The following is a 26959-nucleotide window of genomic DNA, read 5'->3' as shown; positions in this document are numbered from 1 at the left end:
GCTACCGTCAGCGGCCGGTGTCGACGGCACCGATCGTCCAGGGATCGGTCCGCTCCCCCAGGACCGCACTCGACCACCCGGGCCGCTCGCCGAAGGCACGGTCGAGCACGCCCCGGGCCTGAGCGCACCACGGGAACTCCCCGGCCCAGTGCGCCACGTCGATCAGAGCGGGACCGCCGCCGCGCAGGTGCTCGTCGGCCACGTGGTGGCGCAGGTCGGACGTGACGTAGACGTCGGCGCCGGCCGCGCGGGCCGCGCCGAGGTACGAGTCGCCCGATCCCCCGCACACGGCGACCCGCTCGACGCGCAGGTCAGGATCGCCCGCGGCGCGCACGCCCCACGCCGTCGCGGGCAGGCGCTCGGCGACCCGAGCGGTGAACTCCCGCAACGTGACCGGCGCCTCGAGCCGACCCACCCGTCCGAGGCCCAGCGGCCCGGGCAGACCCACCTGGGCGAACACGTCGAACGCCGGCTCCTCGTAGGGATGCGCGGCCCGCAGGGCCGCCAGGACGGCGGACCGCGCCGAGCGCGGCGCGACGGTCTCCACCCGGTGCTCGTCGACGTGCTCCAGCGACCCGACCGACCCGAGCGTGGGATTCGCGCCGTCGACGGGTCGGAACTGCCCCACGCCCGTCGTCGCCCAGCTGCACTCTCGATAGTCGCCCAACGCCCCGGCGCCGGCGGCGAACAACGCCTCCCGTACCGCAGCGGCGTCGGCATCGGGCACGAACACCACCCACTTGTCCAGCGCCGCAGCATCTTTCGGATCCAGCGGTGCGGTGTCGACCAGACCCAGGGCGTCGGCCAGCGCGTCGGACACGCCGGGACGCGCGGAGTCGGCGTTGGTGTGGGCGGTGAACAACGCGCACCCGGCGCGCACGAGCCGATGGATCAGAGCGCCCTTGGGGGTGTGCGCCCCCACCGTGTCCACCCCACGCAGCAGCAGCGGGTGATGGACCACCAGCAACTCGGCGCCGTCCGCGATCGCCCGATCGACCACCGCCTCGGTGGCGTCCACGGCGAATCGCACGGTGCGCACCTCGTCCGTCGGATCCCCGGCCACCAGCCCCACCGAGTCCCAATCCTCGGCCAGCGCAGGCGGATACACGCGATCGAGCTCGGCGATCACGTCGGACAGGAGCGCGGGCCGAGGGGAGGTCATGGCCCCAGGGTAACGGCGTGCCACGCGGTCACAGGAGCGCGTGCCACGCCGTCACAGGAGCGCGTGCCACGCCGTCACCAGCCGGTCCACGGCCGCGCCGTCCCGCACGGCCAACCGCAGCTGATCGCCGAGTCCGGGGAACGTGTCACACCGCCGGACCGCAACACCCCGAGCGCGCAGCCCCTGCCGGACGCGCTCGGCGTCGGGTACGTCGACGAGGACGAACGACGACGACGGCGACGCGGCCGGCCGCACCCCGACGGTCGCGAGCCGGTCGATCAGGTACGCGCGCTCGTCCGCGATCACCGCGGCGTCGCGCTCGACCCAGCGCACCGCCTCCGGGCTGCTGCACGCGGCGATCGCGTCGAGTTGCAGCGTGCCCAGCGGCCAATGAGCCCGGCCGCGCGTCAGACGGGCGAGCACGTCGGGATGTCCCAGGGCGTAGCCACACCGCAGACCGGCGAGGGCGAAGGACTTGGTGAGACTCCGCAGGACCAGCACGTCGGGCAGCGACTCACCGGCGAGCGACTCCGGCTCCCCCGGCGTCGTGTCCGCGAACGCCTCGTCGACCACCAGCAGGCGCCCGGGGCGACGCATCGCCAGGACGTCGCGACGCGGGTGCAGCACCGACGTCGGATTGGTGGGGTTGCCCACGACCACCACGTCGGCGTCCTCCGGAACGGTCCCCGTGGCCAGGGCGTACGGCGTCGACAGGATCACCCGCGCCGTCGGCACACCGGCCTCGCGGAACGCGAACTCGGGCTCGGTGAAGGACGGGTGGATCACGGCGGCCCGCCGACCGACCAGCCGCGGCAGCATCGCGAACCCCTCCGCGGCGCCGGCGAGCAGCAGCACCTCGTCGGGGTGTCGTCCGTGCCGGGCGGCGACGATCTCCCGCACCGCGCGGTCGTGCTCGGCCGACGGATAGGACCCCACGCGCTCCAGGGAGTCGACCAGGATCGCGCGCAGCCACTCCGGCGGCCGCGTGCCGCGGACGTTGACGGCGAAGTCCTCCATCCCCGCACCGGCGTCGACGTCGCCGTGATGACGGAGGTCGTGGTCGTGCGGGTCGGTCACGGGAACGAGACTGTCACGGGCCCGACTTCACTGTCGGACCCCGCCCGTAAACTGGGCGCATCATGCCTGCTACCGCACCCGACCCCGCCGACCGCGAGCCCGCCGATCTGATCCTGTTCGACCTCGACGGCACGCTCACCGATTCCGCGCCCGGCATCCTGGCCGGGTTCGACCGCGCGCTCACCGCGGTAGGGGTGCCGCTGCCGGGTGACGACGTCCGCTCGCACGTGGTGGGTCCGCCGATGATCGACACCTTCCGGTCCCTCGGCATGACGCCGGACCAGGTCGACCGGGCGCGGGCGGCGTACTCGGAGTACTACGAGGACTCGGGGTGGGCCGAGAACCGGGTGTACGACGGCGTCGTCGACGTCCTCGAGGCCGTGGCCGCGGCGGGTGTGCCGATGGCCGTCGCCACCAGCAAGAACGAGCGGGTCGCCACCCGCATTCTCGAGCACTTCGACCTCGCCCGGTTCTTCGGCGCGATCGCCGGCGCGAGCGACGACGGCTCCCGGCGTGCCAAGTCCGACGTCGTGGCCCGCGCGCTGGGTCTGATGGGCCGCGAGGCGCGCCCCACCGCGGACGGCGGCACACCCGCGGTGGTGATGGTCGGCGATCGCGACCACGACGTGTTCGGCGCCGGGCACTGGGGCATTCCCGTCGCGTTGGTCGAGTGGGGGTACGGACTCCCGACGGAGCACGCCGCGGCGTCGTGGTCCGTGGCGACGCCGCAGGCACTGACCGACCTGTTGGCCGCGCGCACGGTGGCCGCGTGAGCGTCCACGTCACCTTCGTCTGCACGGGCAACATCTGCCGCTCGCCGATGGCGGAGAAGATCGCCGCCCGGGCGCTCGAGCGCGACGGACTGTCGGACCGGGTCCGACTGACCAGCGCGGGCACCGGCAGTTGGCACGTCGGCGACCCGATGGACCCGCGGGCGGCCGCCGAGCTCGGCGCGCACGGGTACTCCGAGCAGCACCGCGCCCGCACCGTCGACGAGGACATCCTCGGCGCCGATCTGGTCGTGGCCCTCGACGACTCGCACCGGCGCGCGCTCGTCCGGCTGGGCGTACCGGCCGACCGGCTCGTGCTGCTGCGGTCCTTCGACCCCGCGGCCGAACCCGACGCCGAGGTCGCCGACCCGTACTACGGTCCGGACTCCGGGTTCACCGAGGTCCGCTCGCAGATCGAAGCCGCCGTTCCCGGTCTGGTCGACCGCGTCCGGACCCTGCTGTCCGAGTCCGACGACTACGCTGTGTAGTTGTGCGTCGCCTGTCGTTCCTCCTGCGCCCCGGGTGGCTGGCGCTCATGGCCGTCGTGCTGCTGTTCGCCTACCTGTGCTTCTCGGTCCTCGCGCCCTGGCAGCTGGGCAAGAACTCGACCACCTCGGCGCGCAACGACCAGATCTCCCGGTCCTTCGACGCCGACCCGGTGGACGCGTCGGCCCTGATCGGCGACGGCGTCGTGACCGCCGACGACGAGTGGCGCCGCGTGGGCACCTCGGGCTCCTACGTGGCGGACAGCGACGTCGTCGTCCGGCTGCGCAGCGTCGGTGACACGCCCGCCTTCGAGGTGCTCACCCCGTTCCGCACCGACGAGGGCGCCACGCTCATGGTGAACCGCGGCTACGTGTTGCCGACGCAGGGCGTCGAGGTCCCGGACATCACACCGGCACCGTCCGGTCCCGTCTCGCTCGACGGGCGTCTGCGCGTCGCCGAACCGCCCGTCGACGGCAAGCCCCCCGTGACCGGCCCCGGGTTGCCGCAGGTCTACACCATCACCCCCGGCCAGGTCGGTGAGCTCACCGGCACCCGGCCGATCGACGGCTACCTCCAGTTGGCCGAGGATCAGCCCGGCGGTCTCGGCGTGATCGCGCTCCCCCAGCTCGACGCCGGGCCCTACCTGTCCTACGGCTTGCAGTGGCTGGCGTTCGGCCTCATGGCGCCGCTCGGGCTGGCGTACTTCGTGCGCGCCGAGATCAAGGAACGACGACGCGTGCGTGGCGAGACGGACGAGACGACGGATTCCGCATCCGACGAGCCCGTCGGCCCCGCCGATCGGGAGCCGACACCCGAGTACGACGACGGCCTGGACGCCCTGCTCACCCCGCGCCGAAAGCGCCGCAAGGCCGGTTCCGCGGGGTCCGGGGCGTCGGCGGTGACCGACGACCGTCTGGCCGACCGCTACGGCCGTCGCCGCTGACCGACCCTGCCCGCCGCGCCCGCGGTTATCTGCGCCGCCGCGCCGGCCGTGACCAGCGCAGCCACCGCCTGAACCGCCGCGGAGAGTCGTACCGCGCGGCGTAGGTCGTCGGTCGTCGGAGCCGGACCGCGACCGAGCCGAGGCCGCTGCTCCACCCCGTGTCGGTAGGCCGTCTCGCCGCCCAGACCCACCCCGAGCGCGCCCGCGGCCGTGGCCTCGGCGACACCGGCGTTGGGACTCGGGTGCGCCGCGGCGTCGTTCCGCCAGGCCCGCAGCGCCACGGCCGGTGAACCGCCGACAGTCGGGGCGAGGGCCACCGTGAGCAGCCCGGTCAGGCGGGCCGGGATCACGTTGACCACGTCGTCGAGACGGGCGGCGAACCACCCGAACCGCCGGTAGCGGTCGTTCCGGTAGCCGATCATCGCGTCGAGCGTGTTCACGGTGCGGTAGCCCACCGCCCCGGGCAGGCCGGCGACGGCGGCCCAGACCAGCACCCCCACGGTGGCGTCCGAGGTGTTCTCCGCGACCGATTCCACCGCCGCGCGCACCACTCCGGCCTCGTCGAGCAGCGCGGGGTCGCGTCCGCAGAGCGACGGCACGATGGCCCGCGCGGCGTAGAGGTCGCCGGCGGCGACCGCGTCGGCCATCGCCGCCCCGGTGCGGCCGAGAGTCGTGCCGCCCAGGCACGCCCAGATGCCCGCGGCGGTGACCGCGGTGTGCAGAACGGGGCGTCGGCGCAGAGCACGGTCGGCGAGGGCGGCCGCGCCCACCGCGGCGGACACGACGATCACGGTGTGGCCGGCGCCCGCGGCGCGGCTGTCCCGGTAGGTCAGGGTCTCGAGTCGCGCGGCAGCGGACCCCAGCGCCGCCACGGGATGCCCGCGGCGCGGGTCACCGAGGGCGACGTCGGCGAGCCACGAGAGGAGCAGGGCGGAGGACCGAGTGCGCACCGCGCGAGCCTACGGACCGATCGCAAGGTTGGACGTCCACGTATCGGTTACCCTGGCCGCATGACGGAGCTGCGCACCGCGGACTGGCACTTCGGCGCCGACGGCGAGACCTATCCTCCCGAACCCTGGTACCTCGGCGGCACCCTCCTCGTCTCGACGTTCCTGGTCCCCCGGCGGGACCTGCCGTCGCACGTCGTCGACACCGTGCGCGAGGCCGCCGTCCGGCCCGTCACCGTCGGGGGACGTGCCGTCGTCGCCGCGGCGTTCGTCCGCTACACCTCGGGCGGGGTGCTGTCCTACGACGAACTGATCGGCTCGGTGCTCGTCCGACGGGGAGGATCACCGATGGTCACCATCCCCGACATCTGGGTCGACAGCGCCCAGTCCCGCACCGGCGGACGAGAACTGTGGTCCATCCCCAAGCACCTCGGACAGTTCCGGCGCGAGACGTCCGGTCGCCGCGTCACCGCCGCGATGACCGAGGACGGCGCGCCCGTCGCGTCGCTCGACGCGACGACCGGCCGGGCGAGCCTCCCCGGCTCGATCGGCATCCCCCTCACCACGGCGCAAGGCCTGGACGGTCGCCGGGTGGTGTCGCGCAATCGGATCTTCCCGCGTGTCCGCACCCTCGACGCGGCCTGGACCTTCGCGCCCGACGGGCCGCTCGGATACCTCGCCGGGCGGCGTCCCGCACTCTCCCTGGCGCTCACGGACGCGTCGATCGTCTTCGGCTCGCACGTCACGCGCAGCGCCTGACGCCACCGCGCGGCTAGAACTCCCAGCCGCGGAACAGGTACGACAGACGGATCAACAGATCGACGATCGTGTGCCCCACCGACATCGGACGTCCCCTTCGGTCACCGGTTCGAACTGTGACCGCACACTAGGCCCTCGGGGGCCGCGATGGGTGCGCTACCGCTCGACGAGGCTCGGCCACGGCGCGGCCTGCTCGACCTCGAAGGCCAATTCGAGCAGCGTCCGATCGTCGCCGCGGCGCGCCGAGACCATCACCCCGAGCGGCGCGGGGGACGGCGGGCCCAGCGGCAGACTGATCGCCGGGGCACCCACCACGTTGTGGAGCGGAGTGAACACCGCGAAGTCGGTCAGCCGTTCCAGGAACAGATCGAACGGCACCCGCGGCGACAGGTAACCCAGCGGCGGCGTCGCGCGTCCCACCACCGGGGAGAGCACCACGTCCACGGACGCGAACAGGGCCTCGTAGTCGGACGCGGCCTTTCGCAGTCGGCGGATCACCGCGGGCAGGCGCCACCCGTCGCGGCGGAAGCGGTCGGCCAGGCCCACGGTCAAGGGGTCGAAGTCGCGCAGGCCCGCACCCGGCCGGCGGGGCGTCGTCGTCTGCAGCACGAAGGCCAGGAACGCCCAGTAGCGCACGAAGTCGTCCGGGAATCCGGGGTCGATCGGGAGTCGCTCGATCGGCTCCACCCGGTGACCCAGCGACTCCAGCAGCGTCGCCGCGTCCTCGGTCGCGCGCCGCGTGGCGTCGTCGATCCCGCTGCCGGCGAGGGACGACGTGATCAGCCCGACGCGCAGCCGACGCGCCGACGGCCCGGTCACCGACCCGATCGGCCGGAGCGCGCGCGAGGACCGGCGGTCCGCCTCGGCCCAGAACCGCGCGGTGTCCCGGACGCTGCGGGTCACCACGCCCTCCGACACGATGGGCACCGGCAGCAACTTCTCCACGGCCGGCAGCACGAACCGTCCCCGCGACGGCTTCAGACCCACCAGACCGCAGCAGGCGGCCGGGATGCGGATGGACCCGCCACCGTCGTTCGCGTGGGCCAGGGGCACCGCCCCCGCCGCCACCAACGCGGCCGACCCGCCCGACGACGCCCCGGCGGAGAACTCGGTGTCCCACGGATTGCGGGTGGGTGCTCGCGTCGGGAACTCGGTGGACGCGCTGAGCCCGAATTCCGGGAGCGCGGACTTGGCCGTGATCGTCAGTCCCATGCGCAGCAACTCGCGAGCCACCGGGCCGTGCGACGACGCCGGAGACATCCGAACGATCTCGGACCCCTGACCCGTCGGAACGCCGGCGAGGTCGCTGTTGTCCTTGAGCAACGTCGGCACCCCTGCCAGCGGACCGGACGCGCTGCCGACGACGGGCGAGTCGAACACCGCACCCACGACGGCGTTCAGTTCGGCCGCCGCGGCCAGCCGATCCCGCGTCGCGGTGAGCACCTCGTCGCGCGAGACGTCACCGCGCCGGATCGCCTCCGCGAGGCCGACCGCATCGTGGCGACCCAGGGCGTCGTCGGTGAACACCGACACCTGCCGGGCGCCGTCGTTCTCCGGGTGTTCCGCTCGCTCCGACCGCATCGCTCCCCTGCCCGTTGCCACGTCCATGCTGCCCGCGTCCGTTCTGTCCGGTGTTCCCGCAGCGTACGACGTGGGTACTCGGCTCCGTCACGCGATGCGATGCGCATCGGTGACGCGGCTGCGGTCCTGTGTCGGGCGGTGCGCCGAATAGGCTAGGCAAGTTGTTCCCTGTGCGAAAGGTTTCGAGCGTGTCCACCAGTTCCTCCGCGTCCCCGTCCACCGCGGACGCGTCCGCCCCCGCCGTCTCGCGGCGCGCGTGGCAGTCCCTGATGGTGCTGCTCATGGGCATGTTCATCGCCCTGCTGGACACGACGATCGTCAACGTCGCGCTGCCCACCATCCGCACCTCGCTCGACGCCGGCGAGGCGACGCTGTCGTGGATCATCTCCGGCTACGCGCTCGCGTTCGGCCTCGCCCTGATCCCGGCCGGTCGAGTGGGCGACCGGATCGGCCACAAGTGGATCTTCGTGACCGGCCTCGCGATCTTCACGGTCGCCAGCCTCGCGTGCGGCCTCGCGCAGAACGACGTCCAACTCGTCGCGGCGCGCATCGTCCAGGGACTGGCCGGCGGCATCTTCGTCCCCGCCGTCACGGCCTTCATCCAACTGCTCTTCCCGCCGCAACTGCGCGGCAAGGCGTTCGCCATCATGGGCGCGGTCATCGGCGTCTCCAGCGCCCTCGGCCCCATCGTCGGCGGACTGATCATCGAGGCCGTCGGACCCGACAGCGGGTGGCGGCTGGTCTTCCTGGTCAACCTGCCGTTCGGCGTCGTCGGCGTCCTGCTCGCCGCGAAGATCCTCCCGACGCACGAGGAGATCGGTACCGACACTCCCGACCGGGGCATCGACTGGGTGGGATTGATCCTCGTGACCGCCGGCCTCGTCGCTCTCCTCGTCCCGTTGATCGAAGGCCAGGACACCGGCTGGCCGGCGTGGACCGTCGTCACCCTCGTCCTCGGCGGACTGTTGCTCGCGGCCTTCGGTGCCTGGGAGGTGCGCTACACCCGCCGCGGCCGCACTCCCCTGGTTCCGCCGCGCCTGTTCACCCGCCCGGCGTTCACCGGCGGCGTCATCCTCGCCCTGGTCTACTTCGCCGCGTTCACGTCGATCTTCTTCACCATCTCGATTCTCTGGCAGACCGGTCTGGGCAACACCGCCCTGGCGTCGGGTGTGGTGTCCATTCCGTTCGCGATCGGCAGCATCATCTCCTCGTCGCAGTCCAACCGTCTCGCGGAGCGACTGGGCCGCCGGGTGCTGCTGCTCGGGGCCGGACTCGTGAGCGTCGGTCTCATCGCGGCCTGGCTGATCCTGCTGACCACCGAGGCGGCCAACCTCACCAACTGGAAGCTGCTGGTCCCGCTCTTCGTCGCCGGGCTCGGCAACGGTGCCTTCATCGCGCCCAACGCCCAGTTCATCGTCGCCACCGTCGATCGCCCGGACGCCGGTGCGGCCAGCGGGGTCATCTCGACGATGCAGCGCATCGGCAGTGCCGTCGGCATCGCGATCATCGGCAGCGTGCTGTTCGGCTCGCTGACCGTCGCCGGGCCGGGGCAGGACGCCCTGGCGACCGGCTTCACCGACGCCGCAGCCCACGCGATGGGCGTCAGCGCCGCGTTCGCCGTGGCGGCGTTTCTGCTGGTGTTCGCCCTCCCGAAACGGGCACACTGAGCCGTATGGCGACCTCGATCTCGTTTCCCCGATTTCTCCGTCTCGGCTCGGGAGCGCTGGACGATCTCGGCCAGGTTCTGGGCGACCTCGGGGTGCGGCGGCCGCTCGTCGTCACCGACGCGTTCATGGTGAAGACGGGTGCGGCGGAACGGATGATGTCCATCATCGCCGCCGCGGGCAAGGACGGCGCCCTGTTCTCGGACACGGTGCCGGACCCCACCACCGACTCGCTGACGGCCGGGGTCGAGGCGGCCGCCGCGCACGACGCCGACGTGGTGATCGGCTTCGGCGGTGGCAGCCCGATGGACACCGCCAAGGCCATCTCGGTGCTGTACCGGGGCGGGGGCCGGATGAACGACTACCGGGCCCCCGGCCCCTACACCGGCCCCGCGCTGCCCATCGTCGCGGTGCCCACCACGGCCGGATCCGGTTCGGAGGCAACGCAGTTCACGGTCATCACCGACAGCGCGACGGACGAGAAGATGCTCTGTCCCGGCCTGTCGTTCCTGCCGATCGCCGCCATCGTCGACCCCGACCTCACCGTGTCGATGCCGGCGCGGCTGTCCGCGGACACCGGCGTCGACGCCCTCACCCACGCCATCGAGGCGTACGTGTCCGCGAAGAACAACCCCATCGCGGATGCGTTGGCGCTGAACGCCATGCGCACCATCGGCACCCACCTGCTCCGGGTCTACCGGGACGGCGAGGACCGCGAGGCACGCGGCGCGATGATGGCCGCCGCCACCCAGGCCGGCATGGCCTTCTCCAACTCCAGCGTCTGTCTGGTGCACGGCATGAGCCGCCCCATCGGAGGCAACTTCCATGTGGCACACGGGCTCTCGAACGCGATGCTGCTGCCGGCCGTCACCCGCTTCTCCGTGTCCGGCGCCGAGGCCCGGTACGCCGAGTGCGCCCGTCAGCTCGGAGCCGCCGCCGCGGGTGACGCCGACGCCGCGGCCGCCGCCCAGCTGGTCACCTACCTCGAGCAGCTCTGCGCCGACGTCGAGGTGCCCACGCCGTCGAGCTACGGGATCGATCGCGCCGAGTGGGACCGTCTGACCCCCACCATGGCGGAGCAGGCCCTGGCGTCGGGATCGCCGAACAACAACCCCGTCGTCCCCACCGCCGAGCAGATCGAAGATCTGTACCGCGAGGTGTTCTGAGGTCGAACGGCTCCCCGGTTACGCCGGGGCGCCCCCGATCGGGGGCGCCGCTTCGCAATCGGGGCGCTCCCCGTCTCCCCCGCCTGCGGTCACGGTCAGCAGCGCACCGTGTACGTCCACTGAGTGCCGTTCGGTCCGCTGACCCGCACGAGCACCGTCGTCGCCGCACCCGGCGGCAGACTCACGACGGCGGATCCGGTTCCCTCGTTCAGGTCGTCACCGATGTACCCGGACTCGTACACCTTCCCGCCCTGGTAGAACACCTCGATGTTGTCCGGGACGTTCTCGGTCTCGTAGACGAGCTCGAACGACGTCGGGCCCGGACGGCCCAGCTGGTGGTTGGTGTCCGTGACACCGGCGCCGCCGGACACCGTTTCCTCGTTGCAGTTCTGCGTCGGCGCGCCGTTCCCGCTGCTTCCGGCGCCACTGCTGCCGGCACCACCGATCACCTCGCTGAGAATGCGCACACCGCCGGTGATGGTGCCGATCGGATCGTCGATCAGTCCGCTCCCGGTGCTACTGCCGAACGTCGGCTCCGCCGATGCTGCGACGGGCGCACCGATCCCCACTGCCGCGACCATCACGGCCACCACGGCCACTCGTCGATGGCCACGTCCGAAAGCATTGCGATTCATCAGATTTCCTCACCGTACCGGGCGGTCCATCCGCCGATCGTCATGATGTCAGCGCGGTAATCACGAGGTTGTCATTCGATCGGACGAAATGCCCGTTTATCAGCGCCACACGGGCGACGAGCACGGCGCCCACGGACACCGTCGGCGGATCGGGACCGGCGAGACGAGGTGAGCGGGGCCGGGACAGAGGAAGGAGTGGGCGCAGAGGGGTTCGAACCCCCGACCGCTGGTGTGTAAAACCAGAGCTCTACCGCTGAGCTATACGCCCCTCACGTGCCGGCGCAGGAACCCCCGGCGAACGCGGTCAAGACCCTAACGCGGCGAGCGCGTTCTCCCAAGCGCCCTGGTCACGGGCTTCACCCGGTCCCATCATCTCCGCGAACCGGATGACGCCCTCGGTGTCGACGAGGAAGGTTCCGCGGTTGGCGAAGCCGAGCTTGTCGTTGAACACCCCGTAGCGCTGCGCGACCTCGCCGTGCGGCCAGAAGTCGGACAGCAAGGGAAAGAGATAGCCCTGCTCGGCGGCCCAGATCTTGTGGGTGGGCGGCGGACCGACGGAGATGGCGACGACAGCGGTGTCGTCGTTCTCGAACTTGGGGAGCTCGTCGCGCACGCGGCACAGCTCACCCTGGCAGGTGCCGGTGAACGCGAGCGGGAAGAAGATCAGCAGCACGTTCTTGCGCCCGCGGTAGTCCGACAGCGAGACCGGCTGGTTGTTCTGATCCTTGAGCGTGAACTCGGGTGCCTGCGCACCCACCTCGAGCGGCATCAGCGCTTGGCGGGGCGGGCCTTGGGCTGCACCAGCCGGCTGCCGATCCAGGACCCGAGGTTGGTCGACGACGTCTGCGTCAGACCGGCCGTGGGCGCGGACTCGGCGATCTCGCTGGGCTCGACGTGGCCGGACTGGCCGGTCTTGGGCGTGAGCACCCAGACGAACCCGTCGTCGGACAGCGGCGTGATGGCGTCCATGAGTGCGTCGACCAGATCGCCGTCGCCGTCACGCCACCACAGCAGCACGACGTCGACCACCTCGTCGGAATCCTCGTCGACGGTCTCGCCGCCGATGGTCTCTTCGACGGAGGCCCGCAGGTCTTCGTCGGTGTCCTCGTCCCAACCCAATTCCTGCACGACCATGTCGTGGGTGATTCCGAGCTTGTGGGCGTAGTTCCGATCGTCCGCCGCGGCGACCACGGTCGTGTCCTCCTCATGGGTGGGGTGTGAAGCGGGTCCGAGCAGGTCCGAGTTCGCCTCGGTCCGTGGTGAAAGTGTGCAGTAGACAAAGCGAACATGCTCGGGCGCCCCGGCGCAAGCCGACGCACCCGCGAGTCGTTGCATTGATTTCACGGGTACCCAATACCCGACCACCTGCACCGAACGGCACCCGATGGGGCAGGATTGACCTTGATCACCATGAGACCGAAAGGCGAGTCGGCGTCACAGGACCGGCCCGCGATGGAACGGGGCACCACCACGCACCCGCCAGATCGAGGAGAGACGTTGTCGGAAGCGACCAAGGAAGGGCGCGACGGGGCTGCGGCCGACGTCGGCGCAGTGGCTCGGAGTGCGAACTCGGACGGCCGAGTGCGAGTGATTCGCGAGGGGGTGGCCTCCTACCTCCCGGACATCGACTCCGAGGAAACCGGTGAGTGGATGGAGTCGTTCGACCAGCTCCTCGAGCGTTCCGGTCCGCAGCGTGCCCGGTATCTGATGTTGCGGATGCTCGAGCGGGCCGGGGAGAAGCGGGTGGCGATTCCGTCGCTGACCTCCACCGACTACGTCAACACCATCCCCACCGAGAACGAGCCGTGGTTCCCCGGCGACGAGTCGATGGAGCGTCGGTACCGCGCGTGGATCCGGTGGAACGCGGCGATCATGGTGCACCGGGCGCAGCGCCCCGGCGTCGGCGTCGGCGGCCACATCTCGACCTACGCGTCGTCGGCGGCGTTGTACGAGGTGGGCTTCAACCACTTCTTCCGCGGCAAGGATCACCCCGGTGGCGGCGATCACATCTTCATCCAGGGTCACGCCTCCCCCGGCATCTACGCCCGCGCGTTCCTCGAGGGTCGTATCCCGGCGGAGCGGATGGACGGTTTCCGGCAGGAGTACAGCCACGCCGATTCGGGCGGCGGTCTGCCGTCGTACCCGCATCCGCGGTTGATGCAGGACTTCTGGGAGTTCCCGACGGTGTCGATGGGCCTGGGCCCGATGAACGCGATCTACCAGGCGCGGTTCAATCACTACCTCGACGACCGCGGCATCAAGGACACCTCCGATCAGCACGTGTGGGCGTTCCTCGGCGACGGCGAGATGGACGAGCCGGAGTCGCGCGGTCTGGCGCACGTGGCGGCCACCGAGGGTCTGGACAACCTGACCTTCGTCATCAACTGCAACCTCCAGCGCCTCGACGGCCCGGTGCGCGGCAACGGCAAGATCATCCAGGAGCTGGAGTCGTTCTTCCGCGGCGCCGGCTGGAACGTCATCAAGGTGATCTGGGGCCGCGAGTGGGACGCGCTGCTGCACGCGGACCGCGACGGTGCGCTGGTGAACCTGATGAACACCACCCCCGACGGTGATTTCCAGACGTACAAGGCCAACGACGGCGGCTACGTCCGCGATCACTTCTTCGGCCGCGATCCGCGGACGAAGGAGTTGGTCAAGGACCTCTCCGACAGCGACATCTGGAACCTCAAGCGCGGTGGGCACGACTACCGCAAGGTGCACGCCGCCTACGCCGCGGCGATGGCGCACAAGGGTCAGCCGACGGTGATCCTGGCCCACACCATCAAGGGCTACACCCTGGGCAAGCACTTCGAGGGCCGCAACGCCACGCACCAGATGAAGAAGCTGACCCTCGACGACCTCAAGGCGTTCCGCGACATCCAGCACATCCCGATCTCCGACGAGGAGCTCGAGAAGGATCCGTACCTGCCCCCGTACTACCACCCGGGGCCGGACGCGCCGGAGATCCAGTACATGCTCGATCGCCGCAAGGCGCTCGGCGGGTTCGTCCCCGAGCGGCGCACGTCGGCCAAGCCCCTGCCGATGCCGCCGGACTCGACGTACAAGTCGATCATGAAGGGATCGGGCAAGCAGGAAGTCGCGACCACCATGGCGTTGGTGCGCGTGATGAAGGAACTGCTGCGCGACAAGGAGATCGGGCACCGCGTGGTGCCGATCATCCCCGACGAGGCCCGCACCTTCGGGATGGACTCGTGGTTCCCGTCGCTGAAGATCTACAACCGCAACGGCCAGCTCTACACCTCGGTCGACGCGGAGCTGATGCTCGCCTACAAGGAGAACTCCACCGGGCAGATCCTGCACGAGGGCATCAACGAGGCCGGGTCGACGTCGTCGTTCACCGCCGTCGGCACCTCCTACGCCACCCACGGCGAGCCGATGATCCCGCTGTACATCTTCTACTCGATGTTCGGCTTCCAGCGCACCGGCGACGGCCTGTGGGCGGCGGCGGACCAGATGGCCCGCGGCTTCGTCCTCGGCGCCACCGCCGGCCGCACCACCCTCACCGGTGAGGGTCTCCAGCACGCCGACGGGCACTCGCTGCTCCTCGCGGCCACCAACCCGGCCGCCGTCGCGTACGACCCGGCGTTCTCGTTCGAGATCGCGCACATCGTCAAGGACGGGTTGCGGCGGATGTACGGCGGCACCGAGGGTGTCGAGGGGTTCGGTGGGGAGAACATCTTCTACTACATCACCCTCTACAACGAGCCCTACCGTCAGCCGGCCGAGCCGGAGAACCTCGACGTCGAGGGCCTGCTCAAGGGCATCTATCTGTTCCAGAAGGGACAGGCGGACGGCCCGAAGGCGCAGATCCTGGTCTCCGGCGTCGGGATGCCGTCGGGCCTGCGGGCGCAGGAGTTGCTCGCCGAGGACTACGGCGTGTCCGCCGACGTCTGGTCGGTCACCAGCTGGGGCGAGCTGCGCCGCGACGGTGTCGACGCCGAGACCGAGGCGCTGCGCAACCCGGGCGACACCCCGCGGGTGCCGTACGTGACGCAGAAGCTGCAGGACGCGCAGGGACCGTTCGTCGCCGCCTCCGACTGGATGCGGGCGGTGCCCGATCAGATCCGTCAGTGGGTTCCGGGTGACTACGTCACGCTCGGCACCGACGGGTTCGGGTTCTCCGACACCCGCACCGCCGCGCGTCGGCACTTCAACGTCGACGCCGAGTCCATCGTCGTCGCCGTCCTCTCCGCCCTCGCCAAGGCCGGACAGGTCGACTCGGACAAGGCCGTCGAAGCTGCCGAGCGGTACCAGATCGACGACGTCCTCGCCGCACCGATCTCGACGTCCGACCCCGGCGTCGCCTGACCGGTGCTCCGCGGGGCGGGGCGTAGGTTCGTCCCATGACCGACGCCTCCCCCGCACCCGATGGGTCGGTCCCGTCCACGGACGGGTCGGATCACACGCGGGACACCGAGCGCATTCGCGAACGTCGTGAGATCCGCAGGGCCGCGGCCGAGGTGGGAACACCCGGCGCGGCCCTGCGGCGTTCGCGGCAGGAGCGCGTCCCGCTGCCCGACGCGCTGCTGCGTCGGGTCAAGCAGTTCTCGTCGCGTCTGTCCACGGAGGCGTTGACGCAGATGGAGGGTCAGTTGCCCTTCGTCCGCGACCTGGATGCGTCGCAGCGAGCCAGCGTGCAGCTGTTGGTGCAGACGGCCGTCGTGAACTTCCTCGAGTGGCTGCAGAACCCGGAGAGCGACATCCGGTTCAGCCTCGACGCGTTCCAGGTGATCCCGCAGGATCTCGCGCGGCGGCTGACGCTCCGGCAGACGGTCGACATGGTCCGGGTGGCCATGGAGTTCTTCGAGCAGTGGCTACCGGCGCTGGCGCGCAACGACGAACAGTTGGTGGCGCTCACCGAGGCGGTGCTGCGGTACGGGCGTGAGCTGGGCTTCGCGGCGGCGTCGGTGTACGCGAGTGCCGCGGAGTCGCGCGGCGCCTGGGACACCCGGCTCGAGGCGCTCGTGGTCGACGCGGTGGTGCGAGGAGACACCGGGTCCGACATGCTCTCGCGTGCGGCGACGCTCAACTGGGACGCCACGGCGCCGGCCACGGTCCTGGTGGGATCGCCGCCGCCCGATCAGGGCGTGTCGGTGGTCGGCACGGTGCACGCGGTGGCCAGCCGCCACGGCCGCGCCGCCCTGGCCGTCGTGCAGGGCACCCGGTTGGTGATGGTGGTCAGCGGGGCGATGTCCGGCACTCCCGCCTCGGCGGCGTTCCTGGACGACCTGATGGCGAACTTCTCGGACGACCCGGTGGTCGTCGGTCCCACCACCCGCACGCTCGGCGCCGCGCACTCGAGTGCCGTGGAGGCGTTCGCCGGCATGCAGGCGGTGGTCGGCTGGCGCGGTGCGCCCAGGCCGGTCCACGCGAGCGAGCTGCTGCCCGAGCGCGCGCTGCTGGGTGATCCGGCGGCGGTCGGCACGCTGAACGACGCCATCGTGACCCCGCTCGCGGCGGCGGGCGGGGGCCTGTCGGACACGCTCGACGCGTACCTCGACTGCGGTGGGGCTGTCGAGACTTGTGCAAGATCACTGTTTGTTCATCCAAATACTGTCCGCTACCGACTGAAGCGCATCGCCGACGTCACCGGCCGCGATCCCACCAATGCGCGCGACGCGTACGTGCTTCGTATCGCTGCAACAGTGGGAAGACTGGCGCAATCGCATAACGAAAGCCCATCACCGATAACAAGCGTCACAGCCGGAACATTTGGAAACCTCATACGGTAACGAATCTTGCGCTTCGGACGATGTGGCGCTCTCGTCAGGCCGTTTGTAGGGTTCCGACAAATCGAGGTCGTGAGGTTCATCGCAGACGACATCTCCTCGAGACGGGTTCACAGTGTTCTCTTATCACCGTGATTGCGTTGCTCTCGCCCGGACAGGGCTCTCAGAAACCCGGCATGCTGACGCCGTGGCTCGATCTCCCCGGAGCCGCCGACCGTCTCGCCGTGTGGTCGCAGGCTTCCGGACTCGACCTCGTTCGCCTCGGCACCACGGCCGATGCGGACGAGATCACCGACACCGCGGTGACGCAGCCGCTGGTCGTCGCGGCAGCCCTGCTCGCGTTCGAGGAGTTCGATCGCACCCACGGCCTCCCCGAGAACCTGGTCGTCGCCGGCCACTCGGTCGGTGAACTCGCCGCCGCTGCCGTCGCCGGTGTCATCACCGCCGACGAGGCCGTGCGCCTGGCGGCCGTCCGCGGCGCGGCCATGGCCGAGGCTTGCGCGCAGAACCCGACCGGCATGTCCGCCGTCCTGGGCGGCGACGAGGACGCCGTCCTCGAGCGCCTCACCGAGCTGGGCCTCGAGGCCGCCAACCGGAACGCCGCGGGCCAGATCGTCGCCGCAGGCCTGCTGACCGGCCTCGCCGAGCTCGCCGAGAACCCGCCGGAGAAGGCGCGGATCCGTCCGCTGCCGGTCGCCGGCGCGTTCCACACCCGGTTCATGGCACCCGCTCGCGACGCCGTCGACACCGCGGCCGCCTCGATCCGCCCGAACGACCCCACGCGCCGTCTGCTGTCGAACTACGACGGCCGCGAGGTGACGTCCGGCGCGGACGCGCTGACCAAGCTCGCCGCGCAGGTCACCCGACCCGTCCGGTGGGATCTGTGCACGGCGGCGCTGAAGTCGGCCGAGGTGTCGCACCTGGTCGAACTCCCGCCCGCGGGCACCCTGGTCGGCATCGCCAAGCGCGAGATGCGCGGCACGCCCACCACGGCTCTCCAGACTCCGGAGGACATCTCCGGCCTCACCCTGCCGGTCTCGGTCGGCTAGGTTACTGCGCGCGGTGAACCCTGCCGCGCGTCCCGGTTCGCCGGGGCCCACCCGGTCGACGTCCGTCGGCCGGAACCCGGTCGGCACGTGCCGCCGGGACGACATCTGCTTCCGATCGGCCGTTCGCGGCCGGCCGGGGAACGACGCAGTCACAACCAGAAGGGAGCCACCTAAGTGGCCACGCAGGAAGAACTCATCGCCGGACTCGCCGAGATCATCGAAGAGGTCACCGGCATCGAGCCGTCCGAGGTGACCGTCGAGAAGTCCTTCGTCGACGACCTGGACATCGACTCGCTGTCGATGGTCGAGATCGCCGTGCAGACCGAGGACAAGTACGGCGTCAAGATCCCGGACGAGGACCTCGCGAGTCTGCGCACCGTCGGTGACGCCGTGTCCTACATCCAGAAGCTCGAGTCCGAGAACCCCGAGGCGGCCGAGGCCATCAAGGCGAAGTTCGAGGGCCAGAGCGGCACCGCAGGCGAGTGAGCCAGGCCGTGACCACGCCCAACACAGCCAACGGGGGCTTCCGCAACGTCGTCGTGACCTCGCTCGCGGCCACCACCTCGATCGCCGGTGACGTCGACGCCACGTGGAAGGGTCTGCTGAACGGCGAGAGCGGTATCGACGTTCTCGAGGACGATTTCGTCACCGAGTACGATCTTCCGGTTCGCATCGGCGGTCACCTCGCGGTGAACCCGTCGTCGCTGCTGTCCCGTGTGGAACAGCGACGGATGAGCTACGTCGAGCAGATGGCGTTCGTTCTGGGCAAGGAAGTCTGGAAGAACGCCGGCAGTCCCGAGGTCGATCCGGAGCGCCTCGGCGTCTCGATCGGTACCGGCCTCGGTGGCGGCGACGCCCTGCTCGATGCGGACAAGAAGATGCGCGAGGGCGGGTACCGCAAGGTGTCCCCGCTCTCGGTCCAGATGATCATGCCCAACGGCCCGTCGGCCGTCGTCGGACTCGAACTCGGCGCGCGCGCCGGGGTGATCACGCCCGTGTCGGCGTGTTCGTCGGGCTCCGAGGCCATCGCGCACGCGTGGCGCATGATCGTCATGGGCGATGCGGACGTCGTGGTCACGGGTGGAGTCGAGGGACACATCGACGCGGTGCCGATCGCGAGCTTCTCGATGATGCGTGCGATGAGCACGCGCAACGACGACCCGAAGGCCGCCTCGCGTCCCTTCGACGTCGATCGGGACGGCTTCGTGTTCGGTGAGGCCGGCGCGCTCATGGTCATCGAGTCCGAGGAGCACGCCAAGGCTCGTGGCGCGACCATCCACGCGCGACTGCTCGGTGCCGGAATCACGTCGGACGGCTACCACCTGGTGGCCCCCGATCCGGCCGGTACCGGAGCGGCGCGTGCGATGCGTCGCGCCATCGAGACCGCGGGCCTCACCGCGGCGGACATCACGCACGTCAACGCTCACGCCACGGCCACCCCCATCGGGGACACGGCCGAGGCGGCGGCGATCGGTGCCGCCGTCGGCAAGCACGCGTCGGTGTACGCGCCGAAGTCGGCACTGGGCCACTCGATCGGCGCCGTAGGTGCCCTCGAGGCGGTCCTGACCGTCCTCAGCGTCCGGGACGGCATCGTCCCGCCGACGCTGAACCTGGACAACCAGGATCCGGAGATCGATCTCGACGTCGTCAAGGGCGAAGCCCGACGCGGCGAGATCGGCTACGCGCTGAACAACTCGTTCGGCTTCGGAGGGCACAACGTCGCCCTCGCCATCGGTCGCGCCTGACCGACGGCGAGAACAGCTCGACCCCCGGGTGGGGCGGGGCGCACGGTGAGCGATCACCGTCGCGCTCCGCCCCGACCCACCACTCCCGGCCCGGATCGCCTCGCGGACCGACGGCAGAAGGAGAAGTTCCGTGACCGTTCTCGCTCCCCACGCGCGCGGCGCGGCCGACGTCGATCCCCGCGATCCGCTGGCCCGTCTCGAACGACTCTTCGACTCCGCCTCCATCGCCCTCCTCCACCCCCGTGACAGATCCGGGGTCGTGGCCGCACGCGGGAAGATCGACGGAGTCCCCACCATCGCCTATTGCTCCGACGCCACCGTCATGGGCGGCGCCATGGGTGTGGACGGCTGCAAGCACATCGTCTCGGCCATCGACACCGCACTCGACGAGAACGCGCCGATCGTCGGGATCTGGCACTCCGGCGGAGCCCGCCTCGCCGAGGGCGTCGAGGCCCTCCACGCCGTCGGTCTCGTGTTCGAGGCCATGGTGCGCGCGTCCGGCCGCATTCCGCAGATCTCCGTCGTCCTCGGCTTCGCCGCCGGCGGGGCGGCGTACGGCCCGGCCCTGACCGACGTGGTGGTCATGGCCCCCGAGGGCCGCGTGTTCGTCACCGGCCCCGACGTGGTCCGCAGCGTCACCGGCGAACAGGTCGACATGGCGTCGTTGGGCGGCCCCGACACCCACTACAAGAAGTCCGGCGTGTGCCACATCGTGGCCCGCGACGAGCTGGACGCGCTGGCCCGCGGCCGTCGCCTGGTCTCGATGTTCTGCGATCAGGGCACGTTCGATCTCGGTGCGGCCCAGCACGGCGACACCGACCTCCGCGCCCTGCTGCCGGATTCCAACCGCCGCGCGTACGACGTGCATCCGGTGATCCACGAACTGCTCGACAACGTCGAGGGCGAGTCGTCCTTCGAGGAGTTCCAGGGCGGCTGGGCGCGCAGCATCGTGACCGGCCTCGGTCGCCTCGGCGGCCGCACCGTCGGCGTGATCGCCAACAACCCGATTCGACTCGGCGGCTGTCTGAACTCCGAGTCCGCGGAGAAGGCCGCACGGTTCGTCCGGCTCTGCGACGCGTTCGGCATCCCGCTCGTCGTGGTCGTCGACGTGCCGGGGTACCTCCCCGGCGTCAGCATGGAGTGGGAGGGCGTGGTCCGCCGCGGAGCGAAGCTGCTCCACGCGTTCGCCGAGGCCACGGTCCCGCGCGTCACGCTGGTCACCCGCAAGATCTACGGCGGCGCGTACATCGCGATGAACTCCCGCGCGCTGGGCGCCACCGCGGTGTTCGCCTGGCCCGAGTCCGAGGTGGCCGTCATGGGCGCGAAAGCCGCCGTGGGCATCCTGCACAAGAAGGCTCTCGCCGCGGCACCCGAGCACGAGCGCGAGGCGCTGCACGACCGTCTGACGGCCGAGCACGAGGCCATCGCCGGCGGAGTGGACCGTGCGGTGAGCATCGGTGTGGTCGACGCGGTGATCGATCCGGGCACCACCCGCAGCACGCTCACCCGCGCCCTGGCCGACGCCACCGCGCGGCGCGGCCGGCACAACAACATCCCGCTGTAGCGGCCCGCCGGGAGCCGACTCGGCCCGGCGAGCCGAGCCGGGTCAGCTCGCGAGCCAGGTCACCTCGGCGCCGGTACCGCCCAGCCGGAACTGCTCGAGCTCGTCGTCCCAGGCCGTGCCGAGGGCGTGATCGAGGTCGGCGGCGAGGTCCGCGCCACCGCCGGCGAGGATCGCTTTGAGGCGCTGCTCCCCCACGACGACGTCGCCGTTCGCGGCGGTGATGCCGTGCCACAGGCCGAGTCCCGGGACGTGGGCGAAGCGTTCGCCGTCGACGCCCTCACTGGGGTCCTCGGTGACTTCGAAGCGCAGCATGCGCCACGAGCGCAGGACCGCGGCCAGGCGCGAGCCGGTGCCGACGGGCCCCACCCACTCGGTGGTGGCCCGCAGCTGACCGGACTGCGCGGGCTGCGCGGTCCACTTCAGGTTGGCGCGCGCGTCCAGCGCGTCCGACAGTGCCCATTCCACATGCGGGCACAGCGCAGCCGGAGACGAGTGGATCCAGACCACACCCGTCGTCGCGTCCGCGAACTGATTTCGTGCGTTCACCGTTGCCTCCAGCCTCGACGAGGGACGTCTTCCCCAACGGCCCGACGAGTCGACTGCGCAATGGCTGCATACCAGTGTGCCTCGAGTTACCGCTGTTACACCAGTCGTCCGGAGTGTCGCGGCCGATCAGGCGGCGAGTCGGCGCAGAACCCGGTCGGAGAGCTCGGTCCACACCGGCTTGGCCCAGTCCCCGAACGCGCGGTCCGCGAGCACGACGACGGCCAGGTCCGCGCCGGGATCGACCCAGCAGAACGTGCCCGCCTGACCGAAGTGCCCCACGGTGCGCGGGGAGTTGCCGGTGCCGGTCCAGTGCGGCGACTTGCCGTCACGGATCTCGAACCCGAGGCCCCAGTCGTTGGGCCGCTGCGATCCGTATCCCGGCAGGATCCCGGCCAGGCCGGGGAACTGCACACCGGTCGCCTCGCGCACCGTCTCCGGCGCGAGCAGGGTCGGCACGAGCAGCTCGGCCGCGAACGCGGTCATGTCTGCCGCACTCGAGCGGGCGCCGTGTCCCGCGGACCCGACCAGCTCGGTCGCCGTCATCCCCAGCGGCGCGAGCACCGCGTCCGTCAGGTACTCCGGGAAGTCGATGCCCGTGCGCTCGGTGACGTGCTCGGCCAGCAGTTCGAAGCCGGCGCTGGAGTAGATCCGCTTCGTCCCCGGCTCCGCACTCGGCGTCCGGTCGTCGAAACCGACGCCCGACGCGTGGGCCAACAGGTGCCGCACGGTCGACCCGGGTGGTCCGGCGGGCTCGTCGAGGGCGATGGCTTCCTCCTCGACCGCGACGAGGGCCGCGTAGGCGACGAGCAGCTTGGTGACCGAGGCGAGCTCCTGCACCCGATCCGCGTCGCCGTGGCGGGCGACCACCGCGGCACCGTCGTCGGAGCGCCGCAGCACGGCCGCGGAGACGGCCGGAACGGGCCAGTCGCCCAGGGGGGCCAGCAGGTCGTCGTCACCGTCGTGAGGAGTCACGAGGCGACCCTAGACGACGGGCCGGTCCGCCCGTCGGGGCGTGCGGATCGCGTCCGCGGACTAGCGTCGTGGCTCATGACGACCGACGCCGCCGCCACGCGTACCGCGTACGGCACCTGCGCCCTGTGCGAAGCCATGTGCGGACTGGAGTACACGGTGGGACCGGCGGGCGTCGAGTCCGTGCGAGGCGACAAGAAGGATCCGCTCTCGCGCGGTCACCTCTGCCCGAAGGCGACCGCCCTGGTCGACATCGCGAACGATCCGGACCGCCTGCGCCGACCCGTCCGCCGGACCGACGACGGCTGGACGGAGATGGAGTGGGACGAGGCGATCGACCTCGTGGCACGACGGCTGTCGGAGATCAGGGACACCCACGGCCGCAACGCGGTGGGCGTCTACGCCGGCAACCCCAACGTGCACAGCCTCGGCGCCATGACGCACGGCATCCCGTTCCTGTCGATGCTGCGTACCCGCAACCGCTACTCGGCGACGTCGCTCGACCAGCTGCCCCACCAGCTGACCAACATGCTGCTGTTCGGTCATCAGCTGCGGCAACCGATCACCGACATCGATCACACGCAGTTCTTCCTGGTTCTCGGCGCCAATCCGATGGCGTCCAACGGCTCGATGATGACGGTGCCCGATTTCGGACGCCGGGTGAAGGACCTGCGGGCGCGGGGCGGGCGGATGGTGGTGATCGATCCGCGGCGCACGGAGACCGCGGCCGTGGCGGACGAGCACCTCTTCGTCCGCCCCGGCTCCGACGCGTACCTGCTGCTCGCCCTGATCCACGTGATTCTCGCCGACGGCGCCGAGCGGCCCGCCCTGTACGTCGACGGCGTGGCCGAGGTGCGTGCCGCGGTGGCCGCGTTCACTCCCGAGGCGGTCGCGGACGTCACCGGCATCGACGCGGACACCGTGCGGCGGCTCGCCCGCGAGCTGGTGGCCGCGGACGCGGCGGCGGTCTACGGGCGCATGGGCGTGTCGACGCAACGGTTCGGCACGGTGTGTCAGTGGGCCGTTCACGTCCTGGACATCCTCACCGGCAACCTCGACCGGGTGGGCGGCAAGCTCTTCACCGAGCCCGCGGTCGACCTGATCCGCCAGAAGATCACGGGCCGAGGGCATTTCGGGCTCTGGCGCAGCCGCGTCCGGGACCTGCCCGAATTCTCCGGCGAGTTGCCGACGTCCACCCTGGTGGACGAGATGACCACCCCGGGTGAGGACCGTATCCGCGCGATGGTGGTCGCCTCGGGCAATCCGGTGCTGTCCGCACCCGGGGGACGTCGCCTGGACGACGCCTTCGCCGATCTCGACTTCATGGTGTCCTTCGACATCTACGTCAACGAGACCTCTCGCCATGCCGACGTGATCCTGCCGTCGACCACCGCCCTCGAACGCGATCACTACGACCTGATCTTCTCCTCGTTCGCGGTGCGGAACGTCGCCAAGTTCTCCCCCGCCGTCCTCCCGAAGCCCGACGGGATGCGGCACGAGTGGGAGATCTTCCGCGACCTGGCGCTGCGCTACGCCGCCCTGCGTCGCCGCTCCCCGCGGGAGCGGTTCACCCGGGCGTCGCTGGTGCGGGAGGTGCGATTCCGCCTGTCACCCACCCGCACCCTCGACCTCCTCCTGCGCCGGGGGCGTCGCGGACTGTCGATCCGGTCGCTGCGGCGCACTCCCCACGGAGTCGATCTCGGCCCGCTCCGGCCGCGCCTGCCCGACGCCCTGTCGACTCCCGACCGCCGCATCGACCTCGCCCAGCCCCTCGTGCTGGACGACGTCGCGCGGATCCGCGCCGCGCTCACGGGCGCACCCGCCGCCGACGGCGGACTCACCCTCGTCGGGCGACGACACCTGCGCAGCAACAACTCCTGGATGCACAACGCGCCGCGGCTGGTGAAGGGCAAGCCGCGTCACGCGGTGCTGATGCACCCCGACGACCTCGCGACGCACCGGCTCGCGGACGGCGACGCCGTCGAGGTCCGATCCAACGCCGGCGCCGTCCGTACCGTGGTGGCCGCCTCGACCGACGTCATGCGCGGGGTGGTGAGCATGCCCCACGGGTTCGGTCACGAGCGAGACGGTGTTCGACTCTCCGTGGCGCGCACCGTGGTCGGGCCCAGCGTGAACGATCTGACCGACCCCGACCGGGTCGAGTCCGTGGCCGGCAACGCCGTCCTCAACGGCGTGCCCGTCACCGTGGTCCCCGCGCCGGATCAGGGCGTGGGACCCGAGCCGTCCGAGCCGAGCAACTCGGCCGTGTCCTCCTCGTCGCCCCACGGCCCGACCGCGGCGCCGCGGGCCGACACGTAGCCGAGGCTCCGCAGGGCGCGGGCGGCGTCCGCGGAGTCGACGCCCGCGGCGACGACGTCCAGCGACATCTCCCGAGCGATGACCGCCACCGCGGCCAGCACCGCGCGGTCGCCCGCGTCGTCCACGGCGCCCCGCGCGAACCGGGCGTCGACGGTGAGCACGTCGAGCGGGAGTCGCTTGACGTGCAGCAGGGATCCGAACCCGCTGCCGACGTGGTCGAGACCGACGCGGACGCCGAGGTCGCGGATCGATCCGAGGGCGGTCGCGGTGCGCGCCACCGAGTCGACCACGCCCGTCTCGGACACGCCGATGCGCAGCAGCCCGGGGTCGATGCCGTGCCGGTCCACCGCCGCGGCGACGTCGTCGGCGAAGGAAGCGGCGCAGACGAAGACCGGCGACAGGGTCACGTGGACGTGCAGATCCGTGCGCCCGGTCCGCGCGAGGCGGGCGGCGTGTGCGCGGCACGCCCGGTCGACGATCCACCGGCCCAGATCCGGTGCCAGCGTGGACATGTCGGCCACCGGCACCAGATCGGCGGGACCCAGCAGACCGCGGGTGGGATGCGGCCAGCGGACCGACGACTCGACGGCCGTGACCCGTCCGGTGCGCAGATCGACCTCGGGTCGGTGGTGCAGGATCAGAGCGTCGGAGGCCACGGCGTCGCCGAGGGTCAGTTCGAGGCCGCTGCGCGAGAGCGAGTCGTCCGCGGACCCGCCGGTGTACTCGACCACCGTGTTGCCGCCGGACGCCTTGGCCTGCAGCGCCGCCCGGTCGGCCCGCCGCAGCATCTCGTACGGCGTGCCCGTCCCCACGGTCACCCCGACGCTGGCCGTGCGCGTCACCCGATCGTCGCCGATGGACAGGGGTTCGGCGACGGTGCGCCGAACACGCTCGCCCAGCGCCGCGCCGTCGGCCGCGGACTCGACGCCGGCGACCACGACGAACTCGTCGCCGCCGAGTCGCGCGATCGCGGCGTCCGGTAAGCCTGCCGACAGTCGGTCGGCGACGGTGCGCAGGAATCGGTCCCCCATGCCCTGCCCGAGGAAGTCGTTGAGCGCGGACAGCCGGTCGACGTCGGCGAAGAGCACCGCGACCGGCTCGTCCTCCCGCAGCCTCGTGCGGAGTTCCTCCGTCAGGCCCCGTCGGCCCAGGAGCCCCGTCAGCTCGTCGTGCAGCGCGCGGCGCCGCAGCTCGTTCTCCGCCGCGACCCGGCGATGCACCTGGGCCAGCATCGCGCCGACCGCGGTGACGGCCTCGATCTCCTCGGTGGTCCACACCTGATCCCGGAAGGTGACGAACCCGAGCACGCCGAGCGTGCGGTCCTCGCCCACCAGCGGCACCGAGACCATCGTCGTCGACGGCTCGCCGGACGCGGTGGCCACGCGCTCGCGGTACGGGCGCGGCTGGTCGCTGGGTCGGTAGATCATCACGGTCGTCTGATCGCGCGTCGACGCGAATACGGGATCGGCGTCGGCGAACGGGACGACGCCGATCGGATCCGGATCGGGAACTCCGGTCCGCGGCGGCCACTCCGCGACGAGGACGGACGCGTCGAGCCGGGCGTCGTTGTGTCGCAGGAAGCAGGTGTCCGCGCCGAAGTCGGCGGCCAGGTCACGCAACAGCGAGCGGTAGACCTCGGTGACGTTGTGCGCGTCGGCGTCGATGAGGCCGGTGGCGAGCTCGACGACGAGCGCGTCCAGCGGACGCCGACGCGGTACCTGCTCGTCGCCCATGAAATGTCACCGAATCCTCCCCGGCCCACCACACCCGCTGGACCCTGACCTGCGTCGACGCGTGGCACCCTGTGAAACCTGTCGATCCGTCTGT

General features: G+C 71.2%; 23 protein-coding genes and 1 tRNA gene. 13 read left to right on the top strand and 11 right to left on the bottom strand.

Going from position 1 to position 26959, the window contains the following annotated elements; genetic code table 11:
* Window positions 1-7 precede the first annotated feature (7 nt).
* Both HQ603_RS11130 and cobC read right to left on the bottom strand, forming a co-directional pair.
* Complete coding sequence (locus HQ603_RS11130) at window positions 8-1162, bottom strand: Nif3-like dinuclear metal center hexameric protein (RefSeq protein WP_222684605.1); 1155 nt, start codon at window positions 1160-1162, stop codon at window positions 8-10.
* Window positions 1163-1213: 51 nt separating this feature from the next.
* Window positions 1214-2239 carry an Rv2231c family pyridoxal phosphate-dependent protein CobC gene (gene cobC / locus HQ603_RS11125; protein WP_222684604.1) on the bottom strand — a complete coding sequence of 342 codons (1026 nt, stop codon included), beginning with the start codon at window positions 2237-2239 and terminating at the stop codon, window positions 1214-1216.
* A 62-nt stretch (window positions 2240-2301) separates the two neighbouring features.
* Between cobC and HQ603_RS11120 the strand changes: the two genes are divergently transcribed.
* The 3 genes from HQ603_RS11120 to HQ603_RS11110 are packed head-to-tail and all read left to right on the top strand — an operon-like array spanning window position 2302 to window position 4438.
* Window positions 2302-3012 carry an HAD hydrolase-like protein gene (locus HQ603_RS11120; protein ID WP_222684603.1) on the top strand — a complete coding sequence of 237 codons (711 nt, stop codon included), beginning with the start codon at window positions 2302-2304 and terminating at the stop codon, window positions 3010-3012.
* Window positions 3009-3497: a low molecular weight protein-tyrosine-phosphatase gene (locus HQ603_RS11115; protein ID WP_222684602.1), complete on the top strand. Its 489-nt coding sequence runs from the start codon at window positions 3009-3011 to the stop codon at window positions 3495-3497. Before HQ603_RS11120 ends, HQ603_RS11115 begins: the two co-directional genes overlap by 4 nt.
* Window positions 3498-3499: 2 nt before the next feature.
* The gene (locus HQ603_RS11110; protein WP_222684601.1) at window positions 3500-4438 is read left to right on the top strand and encodes an SURF1 family cytochrome oxidase biogenesis protein; all 939 of its coding nucleotides are present in this window, start codon (window positions 3500-3502) and stop codon (window positions 4436-4438) included.
* On the opposite strand, the gene HQ603_RS11105 is transcribed toward HQ603_RS11110, so the two are convergent.
* Window positions 4420-5388, bottom strand: coding sequence for a cobalamin biosynthesis protein (locus HQ603_RS11105; protein WP_222684600.1), 969 nt, complete (start codon window positions 5386-5388; stop codon window positions 4420-4422). The genes HQ603_RS11110 and HQ603_RS11105 overlap by 19 nt on opposite strands.
* Window positions 5389-5448: 60 nt before the next feature.
* Between HQ603_RS11105 and HQ603_RS11100 the strand changes: the two genes are divergently transcribed.
* On the top strand, window positions 5449-6144 hold the full coding sequence (locus tag HQ603_RS11100; RefSeq protein ID WP_222684599.1) for an acetoacetate decarboxylase family protein: 696 nt from the start codon (window positions 5449-5451) through the stop codon (window positions 6142-6144).
* Window positions 6145-6300: 156 nt separating this feature from the next.
* On the opposite strand, the gene HQ603_RS11095 is transcribed toward HQ603_RS11100, so the two are convergent.
* Window positions 6301-7746, bottom strand: coding sequence for an amidase (locus HQ603_RS11095; protein ID WP_308126464.1), 1446 nt, complete (start codon window positions 7744-7746; stop codon window positions 6301-6303).
* Between the two features lie 167 nt (window positions 7747-7913).
* Here HQ603_RS11095 and HQ603_RS11090 point away from each other — a divergent pair, with 167 nt between their 5' ends.
* Window positions 7914-9392 (top strand): MFS transporter, encoded by a 1479-nt coding sequence (locus HQ603_RS11090; RefSeq protein ID WP_308126463.1) that lies wholly within the window; start codon window positions 7914-7916, stop codon window positions 9390-9392.
* A 5-nt stretch (window positions 9393-9397) separates the two neighbouring features.
* The gene (locus HQ603_RS11085) at window positions 9398-10555 is read left to right on the top strand and encodes an iron-containing alcohol dehydrogenase (protein WP_222684598.1); all 1158 of its coding nucleotides are present in this window, start codon (window positions 9398-9400) and stop codon (window positions 10553-10555) included.
* 95 nt (window positions 10556-10650) lie between these two features.
* On the opposite strand, the gene HQ603_RS11080 is transcribed toward HQ603_RS11085, so the two are convergent.
* The 4 genes from HQ603_RS11080 to HQ603_RS11065 all read right to left on the bottom strand — a co-directional run bounded on the left by HQ603_RS11080 (window position 10651) and on the right by HQ603_RS11065 (window position 12381).
* Window positions 10651-11190 carry a hypothetical protein gene (locus tag HQ603_RS11080; protein WP_222684597.1) on the bottom strand — a complete coding sequence of 180 codons (540 nt, stop codon included), beginning with the start codon at window positions 11188-11190 and terminating at the stop codon, window positions 10651-10653.
* Window positions 11191-11386: 196 nt separating this feature from the next.
* Window positions 11387-11458, bottom strand: a tRNA-Val gene (locus tag HQ603_RS11075).
* Between the two features lie 36 nt (window positions 11459-11494).
* On the bottom strand, window positions 11495-11959 hold the full coding sequence (locus tag HQ603_RS11070) for a peroxiredoxin (RefSeq protein ID WP_222684596.1): 465 nt from the start codon (window positions 11957-11959) through the stop codon (window positions 11495-11497).
* Window positions 11959-12381, bottom strand: a complete 423-nt coding sequence (locus HQ603_RS11065; protein WP_222684595.1) for a DUF3052 domain-containing protein — start codon at window positions 12379-12381, stop codon at window positions 11959-11961. The genes HQ603_RS11070 and HQ603_RS11065 overlap by 1 nt, the downstream gene beginning before the upstream one ends.
* A gap of 261 nt (window positions 12382-12642) precedes the next feature.
* Here HQ603_RS11065 and aceE point away from each other — a divergent pair, with 261 nt between their 5' ends.
* The 6 genes from aceE (at window position 12643) to HQ603_RS11035 (ending at window position 21298) form a co-directional block, all read left to right on the top strand.
* Window positions 12643-15519, top strand: coding sequence for a pyruvate dehydrogenase (acetyl-transferring), homodimeric type (aceE, locus tag HQ603_RS11060; protein WP_261773705.1), 2877 nt, complete (start codon window positions 12643-12645; stop codon window positions 15517-15519).
* Between the two features lie 35 nt (window positions 15520-15554).
* Entirely contained in the window at window positions 15555-16943 is a 1389-nt protein-coding gene (locus tag HQ603_RS11055; RefSeq protein ID WP_222684593.1) for a PucR family transcriptional regulator, read from the top strand.
* A 128-nt stretch (window positions 16944-17071) separates the two neighbouring features.
* Window positions 17072-17989, top strand: coding sequence for an ACP S-malonyltransferase (locus HQ603_RS11050; protein WP_222684592.1), 918 nt, complete (start codon window positions 17072-17074; stop codon window positions 17987-17989).
* A gap of 174 nt (window positions 17990-18163) precedes the next feature.
* The gene (acpM, locus tag HQ603_RS11045; RefSeq protein ID WP_068100291.1) at window positions 18164-18475 is read left to right on the top strand and encodes a meromycolate extension acyl carrier protein AcpM; all 312 of its coding nucleotides are present in this window, start codon (window positions 18164-18166) and stop codon (window positions 18473-18475) included.
* 8 nt (window positions 18476-18483) lie between these two features.
* A complete protein-coding gene (locus HQ603_RS11040) occupies window positions 18484-19734 on the top strand; it encodes a KasA/KasB family beta-ketoacyl-ACP synthase (RefSeq protein WP_068105331.1) in 1251 nt (416 codons plus the stop codon).
* Window positions 19735-19864: 130 nt separating this feature from the next.
* A complete protein-coding gene (locus tag HQ603_RS11035; RefSeq protein WP_222684591.1) occupies window positions 19865-21298 on the top strand; it encodes an acyl-CoA carboxylase subunit beta in 1434 nt (477 codons plus the stop codon).
* Window positions 21299-21340: 42 nt separating this feature from the next.
* Here HQ603_RS11035 and HQ603_RS11030 read toward each other — a convergent pair whose 3' ends face one another.
* Window positions 21341-21844 (bottom strand): DUF3145 domain-containing protein, encoded by a 504-nt coding sequence (locus HQ603_RS11030; RefSeq protein ID WP_068146832.1) that lies wholly within the window; start codon window positions 21842-21844, stop codon window positions 21341-21343.
* A 126-nt stretch (window positions 21845-21970) separates the two neighbouring features.
* Window positions 21971-22816 (bottom strand): serine hydrolase domain-containing protein, encoded by an 846-nt coding sequence (locus tag HQ603_RS11025; protein ID WP_308126462.1) that lies wholly within the window; start codon window positions 22814-22816, stop codon window positions 21971-21973.
* A gap of 75 nt (window positions 22817-22891) precedes the next feature.
* Between HQ603_RS11025 and HQ603_RS11020 the strand changes: the two genes are divergently transcribed.
* A complete protein-coding gene (locus HQ603_RS11020) occupies window positions 22892-25132 on the top strand; it encodes a molybdopterin-dependent oxidoreductase (protein ID WP_222684590.1) in 2241 nt (746 codons plus the stop codon).
* Here the strand turns inward: HQ603_RS11020 and HQ603_RS11015 are convergent.
* On the bottom strand, window positions 25036-26865 hold the full coding sequence (locus HQ603_RS11015; RefSeq protein WP_222684589.1) for a putative bifunctional diguanylate cyclase/phosphodiesterase: 1830 nt from the start codon (window positions 26863-26865) through the stop codon (window positions 25036-25038). The two genes, HQ603_RS11020 and HQ603_RS11015, sit on opposite strands and share 97 nt — an antisense overlap.
* Between the last annotated feature and the right edge of the window lie 94 nt (window positions 26866-26959).

Source organism: Rhodococcoides corynebacterioides, assembly GCF_019834675.1.
GTDB classification, from domain to species: domain Bacteria; phylum Actinomycetota; class Actinomycetes; order Mycobacteriales; family Mycobacteriaceae; genus Rhodococcoides; species Rhodococcoides corynebacterioides_A.
This window is presented reverse-complemented; position numbering and strand designations above follow the sequence as displayed.